The organism is Cohaesibacter haloalkalitolerans, from assembly GCF_003574655.1.
GTDB lineage: Bacteria > Pseudomonadota > Alphaproteobacteria > Rhizobiales > Cohaesibacteraceae > Cohaesibacter > Cohaesibacter haloalkalitolerans.
Genome location: NZ_QNUM01000004.1, coordinates 209862 through 222555 on the forward strand (window position 1 = coordinate 209862; position 12694 = coordinate 222555).

Genomic DNA, 12694 nt, shown 5'->3' on the forward strand with positions numbered 1-12694 from the left:
AGTCTGGCACGCACCTTGCAATTGGCTATGCAACAGGTCTTGCAATTTGAAAATTCAACGCGTCAACAGCCTGCATCAAGAAGGTTTTTCGGAAATGTCACTCCTTACCCGTATCCTGATGGTCTGCGCAGCCCTTATCATCGCCACGTCTTCGGCAATGAGCGCATCCCGCATCAAGGATATTGTTGACTTCGAAGGCATTCGCGACAACCAGTTGATCGGCTACGGCCTCGTCGTCGGCCTTAACGGTACCGGCGACTCGCTGAATGGCGCGCCATTCACCAAACAGAGCTTGCAGGCGATGTTGGAAAGAATGGGCGTCAACATCACCGGCACCAACCTCAATACCAAGAATGTGGCCGCCGTCATCGTCACGGCAACCCTGCCGCCCTTCTCGGTTCAGGGCTCGCGGATCGATGCGACCATTAGCGCGCTTGGCGATGCCAAGAGCCTGCAGGGCGGCACTCTGATGGTAACCCCCCTGATGGGCGCCGACGGTGAGACCTACGCCATTGCGCAAGGACCGATCGCCATCGGCGGCTTCACGGCTCAGGGCGATGCTGCAACCGTCACCCAGGGCGTTCCGACCTCCGGGCGCATTGCCAACGGGGCCCTGATCGAGCGCGAGCTGACCTTCCAGCTTGCCAGCATGACCACCCTGCGCCTTTCGTTGCGCAACCCGGACCTGACCACCGCCCGCCGCATCGCCCAGACCATCAACGACCTGATCGGCCAGCCGGTTGCCGAACCGCTAAACCCGACCGGCGTTCGCCTGACCCTGCCACACAATTTCAATGGCAACATCGTTGACCTGATCACTGACATCGAACAGCTCAACGTCGAGCCGGATCTGCCAGCCAAGATCGTCATTGACGAAACCACCGGCATCATCGTCATGGGCCAGGACGTCCGGGTCAGCACCGTCGCCATTGCACAGGGCAACCTGACAGTGACCGTCAGCGAGAGCCCACAGGTCAGCCAGCCCAACCCGCTCGCTCGCGGACAAACCGCTGTCGTTCCTCGCTCGAATGTCGGCGTCCAGACCGGAGCAGAAAAGAAGCTGGCCATGCTGGAAGGCAGCGTACCCCTGCGTGATCTTGTTTCCGGGCTCAATGCTCTGGGTGTCGGTCCGCGAGACATGATTTCCATTCTTCAGGCCATCAAGGCCGCGGGTGCCCTTCAGGCAGAAATCGAGGTGATGTAATGACCACCGTCAACTCCGTCCCCTTCTCCATCGCCCAGAACAAGGGCATCCAGTCCAACCTGAGCAAGGAAGAACAGGCCCGTCAGGCAGCCCAGCAATTCGAGAGCGTGTTTCTCTCCCAAATGCTATCCGGCATGTTCGAAGGAACCGGACAGGATGAATTCGGAGACTCCTACGCCCAGAACACCTATCGCAGCCTCCTCACCGAGACCTACGCAGACGAAATAACAAAATCCGGCGGCATCGGCATTGCGGACTCCGTAATGCGTGAATTGCTCAGCGCACAGGAAGTGGAACAATAAGATGACAGACTCCCAGAACAGCAGCCAGAATCCTGTCACCCAGGCCGCCGCGCTTGCCAAGACGCCGATTGGTGGTGCCGAGGATGTGCAGCGTCTGCTGGGCGCCATCGAGCAGATCATGGATGCACTGGACTCTATCCTGATCGAAGAAACGGAGCTGCTGCGCAAGGGCGAACTGAAGCAGGCCCTTGATCTGGTCGAAGCCAAGAACCAGCTTTCCATTCAATATATGCTGTTACAGAAGGCGATTGCCGCCAACGCCTCCATCGTCAAGCAGCTGGCGCCACAGGATGCAGAACAGCTGGCCCGTCGCCATCAGATGTTCCAGAACACCCTGCAGGCCAATCTGGCCGTCATCGCCACCGCCCGCGAAGTGTCATCCGAGCTGGTGAGCGACATCAACGAGCAGATCCAGAAAGGCGCCAAGGCGAAAACCTACGGCCGCGCCGGGCAGGCTCCGGTCAAGGCCAATCAGAAACAGGGCATCTCAATCGATACAAAGTCATGATCTGAGCCTTTATACTGCTTGCGACTTCAAGCTTTTGCAAAGGAGCGGTCCTCATGGATCGCTCCTTTTCTATTGCAAGACATAAAGCAGCCAAACCTATTCTCTTTCGTAACCATTTGGACACCATCGCCCAAACCAAAACCACGTCGTTTTTCCGAATCACCAGTATTGCCAATCCGTTTTACTGCAACAGGTCTCTTATGCGATGCCCGTTTCAAGCCCTCTTTGATAGTTATAATTTTCAGAAACTTAACTTCAATTCTCGACAAGAAAGTCTTCCAGTATGACAAGCGCCGAATATTAGGCTATACTTTTCTCGTTCAGCAGTTTGTTGACTTAGAGGCGACCGATGGATTTATCCGTGCAGAAAATGCAGCCGCCCGCCACCGTGAGAGGCAAGACCGCGGCGAAGCGAACCACCCCCGGCAGCGAGAGCGAAGAAGCCGTAGAGAATGCCATGCGTGATCAGCATGTCGAGTTCAAGCACGGCAACACCGGCTATGAAGCCATCGATCCGGATGAAGAGAAGGCAGGCCACAAGGACAAGGACGAGCGGCAGGGCCGTCGCAAGAACCGCCAGCTGTTGTCCCAGGACGATCTCTCCGAACTGACCACCTCCATAGATGATCTTCAGCAGGAAGAAAAGCTGGCAGACGGGCTGGCCCAGTTGCGGGCCTATCAGACGGCCCCCGTCAGCGACAAAAAAGACGACGACCTGCCCCATTTCGAAGTCAACATCTAGACGGTCCCCCCCCCTTCGGACTGCTCATCCGTCTGGCTGCTCCATCGCAGCCATGTGGTTTTGCGGCGACGCTTATCCCATGCAGCACCCTTGCAGCACCTTCAGGTTGAGAAATTAAAATAAAAACAATCAAAAGACGGCATTAATGCTTGTGCATATTACCGCTCACCCTCAACTTTTTTAAAAATTTTATTGACTGGGGGAAGATATCGCTCAGGTTTGGCGAGCTTCTGCTGACCAGATGCCATGATATCCGGCAATTGGTTTAACCCTCTGTTAATTTTTGTCAGCAGAAAGCAAAACATCAAACAATTGGCAAAATTGACGATTCAGCGTTGCACTTGGAGTTTTCTACTCTTTGGTAACCATAACGCTGCAACGCTAACCCGCCATTAACCCTGACAACCGTTAACCATATAATTTTACTAATGATTCTCAATTCAAATGCATTCTGCCCCTGACCACGAACGGTCATAGTCCAAGAAGGACGACGAGTACTAACCAGAAAGGTTATGGGGAAATGTCAGATATCACTCTCTCCGCCGGCGTACGCGCCAACTTGCTCTCTCTGCAGAACACCGCAGACATGATGGCTTCCACGCAGAACCGCCTCGCTACCGGCAAGGCAGTCAACTCCGCGCTGGACAACCCATCCAACTTCTTCACTTCCAAAGGCCTGAATGCTCGCGCTGGTGAGTTGAACAATCTGATGGACTCCATCGGTAACGCCACCAAGGTTCTTGAAGCTGCCGATAACGGCATCAAGGCTATCACCGACCTGATCGAAAGTGCTCAGTCCACGGTTAAGCAGGCTCAGTCCGCCAACTCTGATGCTGCTGGCACGAACATCCAGAGCGACTCCAACATCGACACCACCGGCACTACCGGAGCAACCACCAAGGCCCGCGTAGAATCGCAGACCCTGACCGCTCTTGGCATGACCGGCGTCGGCAATGGCGGCGCAGCAGACTCCAACCTGGTCATCACATCCACTTCGGAAAATGGTGTCACCAGCACGTTCGACCTTGACGCTCACTTTGCAGCAACCGGCAAGGCCCTGAACGACGCCAACGGCGACGGAACCACCGGCGACAACTACACCATCTCGGATCTGGTTGACGACATCAACGCTTCCGGCGTTGCCACCGCTTCCATCACCGACGACGGTCGCCTTGACCTGAAAGCCAGCGGCAATTCTCAGCTGTCTCTGACCATCACCGACCAGGACGCCACCGATAACACCACGCAGGACGGCGCAACCGGTACCTCAATCGCAGCAGCCTTCGGCTTTGCGGCATCGGCCTCTGAAGACCTCAGCTCTCCAGCTGACGGTGACTATGTCGACGCTGGCGAAACGGCCGTAACATGGGCAGACGGTGCAGCAGCGGGCGACGTTGACACCCTGACCATCGTAAACCAGGCTGGTTCCACCGATGCCGACAACTCCGAGCTGGTTTCCCAGTTCAACTCGATCATGGATCAGATCGATGAATTGGCTCGTGACGCCAGCTTCAACGGTATCAACCTGATCAACGGCACCGGCAACGACCTGACCGTAGCCTTCAACGAATACCGCGACGACAACAAGTCCGAACTGACCATCGCGTCTGCCGACTTGAGCTCCAGCGGTCTGTCCCTGACGGATGCTTCCTCGTTGAGCTCGGACGAAGCCAGCCTGAAGCTGGACTCTCTGTCCGAAGCCCTGACGACCCTGCGCAGCCAGGCTTCTTCCTTCGGTTCCAACCTCAACACGGTTACGATCCGCGAAGAGTTCACCAAGAACATGATGAATACCCTTCAGACCGGTGCAGACCAGCTCGTTCTGGCCGACACCAACGAGGAAGGCGCCAACATGCTGGCCCTGCAGACGCGCCAGTCGCTGTCCACCACCGCCCTGTCCCTGGCTTCCCAGGCAGACCAGGCAGTGCTCAGCTTCCTGCGCTAATAGACAGCACAAAATCAGTCATTGGAAACGGGGCCATTCGGCCCCGTTTTTTTTAACTTTTCGAGCCCATCAGTAAACTCAAAATTAAGTTTCCGCACATTTCCAAGTTTCTGAAATGACATAGAAAAGCAGCTTTTCTGTCAAAACAGAAACGTAACACTTTGTTTAGGTTAATACGAAAGGACTGGTTAACCTTAAATTAGGGTTTAAGCGCGACCATCAGATCAAGCCTCAGAAGGAGGCTAATAACAATATCTGTATGCGAGTACCCAGAAAGGTAACCAAATGTCTTCGGATATCACTCTCTCCGCCGGCGTGCGCTCAAACCTCCTGTCCCTGCAGAAAACTGCCGACATGATGGCTACCACGCAGAACCGCTTGGCAACTGGTAAAAAAGTCAACTCCGCGTTGGACAACCCAACCAACTTCTTTACCTCTGAAAGTCTCTCTGCTCGTGCAAACGATCTGAGCAATCTGCTGGATGGCATTTCCAACTCGATCAAGACAATCGAGGCTGCCGACAACGGCATCACGGCTATTACCGATCTGGTGGAAAGCGCTCAGGCAACCGTACGTCAGGCGCAGTCCAACAACAACAATGCGTCTGCTACCCACATCCAGAGCAGCTCCAACATCGACACCACCGGCACCACCGGCACCACCACCAAAGATCGCGTCGAGTCCCAGACCCTAAGCGCTCTTGGCATGACGGGCGTCGGCGCTGGCGGCGCAGCCGACTCCAACTTCGTCATCACCTCCACGTCAGAAAACGGCGTAACCAAGACGTTCGACCTTGATGCGCATTTTGCCGCTACCGGCAAGGCGTTGAACGATGCGAACGGTGACGGCACCACTGGCGACAACTACACCATCTCCGATCTGGTTGATGACATCAACGCTTCCGGCGTTGCCACCGCATCGATCACGGAAGACGGCCGCCTCGATCTTCAGGTCAACGGCAACCAGAATCTCAGTCTGACGATCACTGACGCTGACGCCGCCGCTGGTACCACACAGGATGGCGCAACCGGCACTTCTATCGCGGCAGCCTTCGGCTTCGGCGGCTCGGCTTCAGTAGACCTCAGTTCTCCTGCTGACGGCGACTATGTTGACGCAGGCGAAACGGCTGTAACCTGGGCAGACGGTGCTGCGGCTGGCGACGTCGACACCCTGACCATCGTCAACCAGGCCGGCGATGCGGACGCAGACAACAGTGCACTGGTCACCCAGTATAACGAAATCCTGCAGCAGATCGACGAACTGGCCAACGACGCTAGCTACAACGGCATCAACCTGATCAACGGTTCGACCAATGACCTGACGGTGTCCTTCAACGAGCATCGCGACGAAAACAAGTCTGAACTGGTGATCGAGTCGGCTGACATGACCGCGTCCGGTCTGGCCCTGACCGAAGCTTCGTCCCTGAGCACCGAGGAATCCAACCTCAAACTCGACGCTCTGGCCGACGCACTGGTCACCCTGCGCAAGCAGGCTGGCACCTTCGGCTCCAACCTGTCCACCGTGCAGATCCGCAAGGACTACACCAAGGAAATGATCAACACCCTTCAGACCGGTGCTGACAACCTTGTTCTGGCAGACTCCAACGAAGAAGGCGCCAACATGTTGGCCCTGCAGACCCGTCAGACCCTGTCTACCACGGCTCTGTCGCTGGCATCTCAGGCCGACCAGGCTGTTACCAGCTTCCTCCGCGCCTAGTAGAAGCTTACAGAAACATAAGGAAAGGCGGGGAAATACTCCGCCTTTCTTCGTATTTGCGGGCGCATTTTCCCTTCTATTTGACCTTCCCAAGACAATCGGATTGCTTTAAAGCAATGGCCACCAAGTGGAGTTTCACATCACGATTTATAGGACAGGAACATCTCGCATCAGTTCGTTAATACAATGCGCCGATCATCGTCCTTGTCAAAAATGTCTGTCAGAAGCAGAAATTCGCTTACGTGAATAGAGGAATAAATATGTCTCTTAAAATAGAACTACGTCCAGGCGAGCGAATTATTATTGGGAATAGCGTTATTACCAATGGCGATCATCGCACACGCTTCTTTGTTGACGGGAAAGCACCTATTTTACGTGAAAAAGACATCCTGACGTCTGAAACTGCAAATAGTCCGGCAAAAAGAATCTATCTGTGCATACAACTCATGTATCTCGCGCAAGATATAGCGGGACACAAGGACATGTACTTCACTTTGGTAAATGAATTTTTACACGCCGCCCCCAGCTCATTAACGCTGATTGACAGCATAAATAACAAAATTTTAACCAGTTCCTTTTATCCTGCATTAAAAGAAGCAAAGGCTCTCATAAGGTTCGAAGAGGAGTTACTTCGGAATGTACAATCATTCAGCGGCTAGAGCTTATCAGGACGCCAGCTCCCACGCAGGGTCGCCCAGGGAACGCGAAGCAGCCTTGTTGATCAAGGCAGCAGCCAAATTGCAGCGGACCAAGTCCCCCGAGTGTACACGCGAGCAGCTGGATGAGGCGTTGACGTTCAATCGCAAGATATGGACACTCTTCGTCGGTGAGCTTATGAGCGAAACCCATGAAATGCCGAAAGAATTGCGCCAGAATCTGGTCAACCTCGGTATCTTCACATTCAACCACACCCTGCGCATCATGACCGAACCGGACAAGGCGTCCGTTGACAGCCTGATCAACATCAACCGGAATATCGCAGAGGGCCTCCGCGCCGACGGGTAAGCGGACGGGACGTGATCCCCTCGCAGATCTGAAGACGAACACCACGACAAGCGCCACCCGAACAGGACTGGCGCTTTTTTGTTGCCCCGTCATTGCCCCTGCTTCCCCCGCCCCTCCAACTCTGCACCCGCCACAAAAAAAGCAGCCTCAAGGGCTGCTTTTTTCTTGCAATGGTTAATGCCACAGGCGCCAGCGCCAACCCGGTTGCTAGATAAAGTTGGTGAGCGAGAGGTTATACATCATGGAAGCAGCCTGATAGGAAGCCTCGATTGTCGTCTTGATCGTCATGATCTTGGCCGCCACCTCTTCTCTGTTGATGCCTTCCTTTTCCGACAATGTCGTCTGCAACATGCTCTTGGATGTGATGTGACGAGAATTGGCATCCTTCATCGCCTTGCTGGCGACACCGATTTCGGTGAGGGTCGTCTTGACCACATCACCCTGATTGACACTGGCAAGGCCGGCAGAAACAGCATCGGCAAAGTGAGTATAACGGGCCTTGTCGGTATCGCTGTTCTGCTCATAGGTCGGCAGCGAAAAGGCCGTCATATAGGCCAGCTGTCTGGCAATACTGTCCTCGTTTGCCCGGGCACCATAGGAAACGCTCAGGCGGTTATCGATCATCACCGTCGCCGTATCGCGCGACTTGACCGTAGAATTGTCTCCTGCATACCAGTTGAGCGTCGGCTTGCCTGCCGCCGTTGCCGTATCCAGTGTGGTTGCCGTCTCCGGTGTTCCAACCACCCGCTTCGGCTCTCCGTCGTTTGATGTCATGAAGAAATCGAGCGAAGCCTGAATGCGGGATGCCGCCTCCCCTTCCGTGGCGACATTCTTACCCAGTTGAAAGGCCAGCACATCGCGAATGGATGCAGCGACCACATCGGGAGCCCCGTTTATCGAAAACTGCCCCTCGGAGGCATCGGTGGGGCCATCCTGCCCGGTGAGCTTGATGATTTCGATGGAGCCATCCGGCATATCAAAGGTGAAACTGAGCACCTGCCCGGGTTCCGGCGTCCCGGTCACAGTCACATCGATCCCGGCTGGACTGCCAGCTGGTCCGTTGACCGTCACATTGCTCAGTGTGCTGGTCACGGCGCTCAGCTTGTAGCCGAAGTCCGTCGCCTGCTCGGCAATCGTGAAGGTCGGCCCCGCAGCCGTCAGGTCAAGCCGCCCCAGCCCATCGGCACCGGCATCGGCCCGGATGCGCTCGTCGGTCACCGTCAGAAGGCCATCCTCACCGCCATAGCCATAGACGATGCGGTCATAGCTGGCAGCCGGAACGACATCCGTCGTGGTGCCGGAAAAGACGAAGTCACCATCCACTTCCGTATTCAGCAGCCCGATCATTTCCCTGACCAGCGTGCCAGAGGTTGCCTGTGCCACCGACTGGTTGTTCGAGGTGATGTCATACTGGGTGCCAGTGGCCGAGCCGCTGACGTCCGCCCCCATGTCGACAATCCGCTCCAGCGCTACATTCATCATGTTGATCTGTAGCTGGGCCTGCTCGATATTGGTCTGATAGCCAGAAATGGCACCGATCTGGCTGCGCAGATCGAGCGTCAGACCGACATCACGACCAAGGCCACCATAGGTCTGGGACTTCTTGCCCGTGCTGAGCTGGATGGTCAGATCCTGCATCAGGCTGGAATTGTTCTTCAGCACATTCATCATCACAGAGGATGAGTATCCGTTCAGTGTACCGATCATGATGTCGTTTCCATTTCCAGTCAGTCCTCAGCGGTTACACCCGCATCAGGGCATCCATCATTTCCTTGACCGCGGTCATGACACGCGCGTTGGCAGAATAGGCCGTCTGAAGCTCAAGCAGCCGCGCCAGCTCCTCGTCAACATCCACGCTGGCCGACTCCTCAAAGCGCGACAGCACATTGTTCATGACAATCTGCTGGCCGTCATAGCGGATCTGCGCCGTTTCGGCCTGTTGCGACTGATAGGAGATCACCTGCCGGGCAAATTCATCAACCGTCATGCTGACGGGCGCCCCGCCATCCTGATAGGAGAAAGTCAGCTTGGTGTCCGTCAGGGCTGCGAGCAGCTCCGAGGGGCGCGTCTGGTCGGCAATCCCGGTGCTGGCACTGTGCCGCACCAGGAGGGTGGGATCATTGAACAGCGCCTGATTGACCGCGATACGTCCTGAAAAACCGGTCTGCTGGACCTGCCCGTCGACGCTGCCCGAATAGATATCCGGTCCGGCACCGGCATCAACGAAGAATGGCAGCGCCCCTGCTGTCTGCTGCAGACCCGTTGCAGTGGCTCGCCCATCAAACGACTGGATGGCCACCGTGTTGGCCGCTCCGTCATCCAGAATCCGCAGATCATTGCCTGCCGGGTTGCTGACCGTGAAGGCTCCACCCAATGCGGTCTGCACCTGCGCAGCCACACTGGCCATGCCACCCGAGAAGTCGATACCGACGACGGTGTCATCATTACGCGCAGTGACATCATCACCAAGTGGCAAGGAGGTTGCCGAGTCGACCCGTACAAAGGTTACCGTATTGGTCTCGCCCGTCCCCACATCCTGATAGGTGAAGGTAAACTCGTCACCCGACTGTAAATCCGTGAGGTCAAGATCAAAGCCATCCTGCGCCCCGACAGTGACGGCGCTGCCCTCGATATCGAACTTGCCGAAGGCATCGGCCAGGCCATCGGCCAGGCTGTCCAGCTGCGCCTGCGCCTCGACCAGCAGATCATCACGCAGTTCCAGAAGCGCCCCGATCCGGCTACCGCCCAGCCCCCCGGAAAGGGTGATATCGGTCAGCTCACCGGTGTTTGACTTCAGATAGACCGAGCCAAGCTGGTTGTCATTCGACTGACTGTCCCATTCCGTATAGGGCCCAACAGTGCCGTAGGCCGTGAAATCAAGTTGCACGGCCTCAGCGTCATAAAGCGTGAGACCGCCGGTGGTCGAAATCTGGATGGAGTTGTTGTCCCGCTGGGTCACCCGCACCGGCATCAGCTCGGCAAGCTGCGTCACAAAGGCGTCGCGCTGATCCATCAGCCCTGCCGCAGACCCGCCAGATGTCAGGGAGACTTCCTGTATCTGCTGATCAAGCTTCTGGATATTCTGCAGGATGTCATTGGCACTCTGGACGGCATCCTCAAGGGCGAACTCGGCATCCTGCCGCAGAGCCTGTATGGTTTCGGAGGCATCATTCATGGCCCGCGTCAGCACCGATGCGTCATTGAGCACCTGAAGCCGCGTGGTGGAATCGTCCGGGCTCGTCTCGAGCGCCTGCAAGGAGGTTGCAAACTCGTTGACCAGAGCATCAAGCGCATTGGCGTCGCCAGGTTGACCGAACATCGCGTCAACCTGGGTCAAATAGTCATTGATCGTCTTGGAATAGCTGGTGGCGCCGGTCTCGGTCCAGAACTGTTTCTGGGCGACGAGATCAAGCGTCCGCTGCACATCGGTCTGGACAACGCTGGTAACCTGCCCGTTCAGAACCATGTCTTCACGGCTGGAAACCTTCTTGGTGTATCCAGGCGTGTTGGCATTGGCAATGTTGGACGAAGCGACCTCAAGATCGCGGTTCGTCGCCTTCAAACCAGATGTTGCAATCGACAATGCACTCGTCAATGCCATCAGTTACCCTCCACTCCGCTCCCTGCCAACAGGCAGGGAGAGCCGGAGCTGATCAAAAAACCTACCGAATGATCTGCATGACTTCAGACAGCATGTCCCGGGCCGTAGACAGGACGCGGGTATTGGCCGTGTAAGCCTGTTGCGAGATGATCATTTTCGAGAATTCGTCCGCGATATCGACGTTCGATGATTCCAGAGATGAACCACGAATAGAGCCTGTAGCCCCGAGAATGGCAAGACCGGAATCCTCGGTCGCCCGAAACGCTCCACCACTGGCACGGGCCAGATAGTTGTCGCCATCGAACGACGCCAGAATAACCTGCGCCATGTTGCTCGACTTGCCGTTGGCATAGTTGGCAACGATATAGCCGTTGTTGTCGATGGAGATACTGGTCTGTTCACCGGCGGCGGCGCCATCCTGCGACAGGTTCATGTTGGCAGTACCGGTCTGCGTTGCATAGGCCGTGATGCCATCGCCGTTGCCGCCGTGATCCAGAATGATATTGCCGAGCGACACACCATCAATCGTCATCGCAGGAACCGTTACGTTGGTGAGCGGCGACGTCATCTTGCCGGTCGTATCGAAGGTGTAATCCTGACCGACGTTGGTCCATTTGGTGGCCGCACCGGTAGCGGAAGAGTCAGACTTGTAGAACAGGTTCCAGGTGTCTTCGGTTGGCGGCACTGCCGACGGGTTACCATCTGCGATCTTGCCCCACCGCAGCTGCACACTGGCATTCTCACCATTGGCAACATAGGCCGTGATCGAGCCACCGGAAATCGTCTGGCTGAGGAATTGGGTCTCATCCTGCGCCTGAACCACACCGGCACCGGCAGTGGTCGGGTTGGAGGTATAACCAACAGCACCGGTGAGCAGAGAGCCGGTCGCGTCAGAAGTGGAAGGAACGGCAGGCAGGTTGCCATTGTAGGTCAGGGTCGTGGTAGCTTCAGCTGCCATGAAACCTTCCTGGAAGGTGGTTGGCTGCGGCACAGAGCTTACCGGGTTGCCCGTTGCATCATCAAGCTCGATCACAGCCAGATAATAACCGGCTTCGTTGACGAAGTAGCCGTCCTGATCCTGTGTGAAGTCGCCGCGGCGGGTGTAGAGCGGCGTACCATCAAAAATCGGCTTGCCATCGATCTCGCCGATCTTCTCGTAGACAACAAAATAGCCATCACCGCTGATCGACATGTGCGTGGTGGTCTGCGAGGAATCAACCGACCCCGCCACAGTGTTGGTCTGTCGCGAACTGGAAAGCACCGAGCCTGACGTTTGCTTGCTCTTGTCGGCGCTGTAGTTGCTGACCAGATCCACAAACGCAGTGTCAACGCGCTTGAAACCGTTCGTCGACGTATTGGCGATGTTGCCAGAAATATTCTGCATTGCAGTAGACTGCGCACCCATGCCGGCTACAGAAGTTGTAAGTGCTGAATAAAGACTCATGGTACATCCCTTTGACCAGATACAAATCAGATTACCACCGACTTTGCAAAAAGCAGGCCAGTTTTAACATTCAGAAATATTTTTATAAATTCAGACACTTACCTTTGTTAACCCTTTGTTAAGTAGGCAATTTCTTTCCCACAACGGCTGTGCATCGGAAAAAATTGCAATGGTGGTTCAACCAACCCGGCAAGATGGGATCACGCCCTGTTCTTCCTCCGCACCTG

Annotated in this window: 12 protein-coding genes; 8 read left to right on the forward strand and 4 right to left on the reverse strand. The window is 55.8% G+C overall.

All coding sequences use genetic code 11. From position 1 onward, the window contains the following. Positions 1-94 precede the first annotated feature (94 nt). From DSL70_RS11630 to DSL70_RS11640, 3 genes are read left to right on the forward strand one after another with little or no spacing between them, the layout of a single operon-like run. The gene (locus DSL70_RS11630) at positions 95-1204 is read left to right on the forward strand and encodes a flagellar basal body P-ring protein FlgI (protein WP_119308367.1); all 1110 of its coding nucleotides are present in this window, start codon (positions 95-97) and stop codon (positions 1202-1204) included. Beyond that, the gene (locus tag DSL70_RS11635) at positions 1204-1506 is read left to right on the forward strand and encodes a rod-binding protein (protein ID WP_119308098.1); all 303 of its coding nucleotides are present in this window, start codon (positions 1204-1206) and stop codon (positions 1504-1506) included. The genes DSL70_RS11630 and DSL70_RS11635 overlap by 1 nt, the downstream gene beginning before the upstream one ends. A gap of 1 nt (position 1507) precedes the next feature. Beyond that, positions 1508-2014: a hypothetical protein gene (locus tag DSL70_RS11640; protein WP_119308099.1), complete on the forward strand. Its 507-nt coding sequence runs from the start codon at positions 1508-1510 to the stop codon at positions 2012-2014. Between the two features lie 26 nt (positions 2015-2040). Here the strand turns inward: DSL70_RS11640 and DSL70_RS22250 are convergent, their stop codons facing one another. Further along, entirely contained in the window at positions 2041-2283 is a 243-nt protein-coding gene (locus tag DSL70_RS22250) for a hypothetical protein (RefSeq protein ID WP_162916616.1), read from the reverse strand. 80 nt (positions 2284-2363) lie between these two features. Here DSL70_RS22250 and DSL70_RS11645 point away from each other — a divergent pair, with 80 nt between their 5' ends. The 5 genes from DSL70_RS11645 to flaF all read left to right on the forward strand — a co-directional run bounded on the left by DSL70_RS11645 (position 2364) and on the right by flaF (position 7422). Next, positions 2364-2756 carry a hypothetical protein gene (locus tag DSL70_RS11645; RefSeq protein WP_162916618.1) on the forward strand — a complete coding sequence of 131 codons (393 nt, stop codon included), beginning with the start codon at positions 2364-2366 and terminating at the stop codon, positions 2754-2756. A 520-nt stretch (positions 2757-3276) separates the two neighbouring features. Beyond that, positions 3277-4701, forward strand: coding sequence for a flagellin N-terminal helical domain-containing protein (locus DSL70_RS11650; protein WP_119308101.1), 1425 nt, complete (start codon positions 3277-3279; stop codon positions 4699-4701). Between the two features lie 285 nt (positions 4702-4986). Next, entirely contained in the window at positions 4987-6417 is a 1431-nt protein-coding gene (locus DSL70_RS11655; protein ID WP_119308102.1) for a flagellin N-terminal helical domain-containing protein, read from the forward strand. A gap of 260 nt (positions 6418-6677) precedes the next feature. Beyond that, positions 6678-7076 (forward strand): flagellar biosynthesis repressor FlbT, encoded by a 399-nt coding sequence (gene flbT, locus DSL70_RS11660; RefSeq protein WP_119308103.1) that lies wholly within the window; start codon positions 6678-6680, stop codon positions 7074-7076. After that, positions 7054-7422, forward strand: coding sequence for a flagellar biosynthesis regulator FlaF (gene flaF, locus DSL70_RS11665; protein ID WP_119308104.1), 369 nt, complete (start codon positions 7054-7056; stop codon positions 7420-7422). Before flbT ends, flaF begins: the two co-directional genes overlap by 23 nt. 207 nt (positions 7423-7629) lie before the next feature. Here flaF and DSL70_RS11670 read toward each other — a convergent pair whose 3' ends face one another. The 3 genes from DSL70_RS11670 to DSL70_RS11680 form a co-directional block, all read right to left on the reverse strand. After that, positions 7630-9129 (reverse strand): hypothetical protein, encoded by a 1500-nt coding sequence (locus DSL70_RS11670; RefSeq protein ID WP_119308105.1) that lies wholly within the window; start codon positions 9127-9129, stop codon positions 7630-7632. A 34-nt stretch (positions 9130-9163) separates the two neighbouring features. After that, positions 9164-11023: a flagellar hook-associated protein FlgK gene (flgK, locus tag DSL70_RS11675; protein ID WP_119308106.1), complete on the reverse strand. Its 1860-nt coding sequence runs from the start codon at positions 11021-11023 to the stop codon at positions 9164-9166. 61 nt (positions 11024-11084) lie between these two features. Further along, a complete protein-coding gene (locus tag DSL70_RS11680; RefSeq protein ID WP_119308107.1) occupies positions 11085-12467 on the reverse strand; it encodes a flagellar hook protein FlgE in 1383 nt (460 codons plus the stop codon). Between the last annotated feature and the right edge of the window lie 227 nt (positions 12468-12694).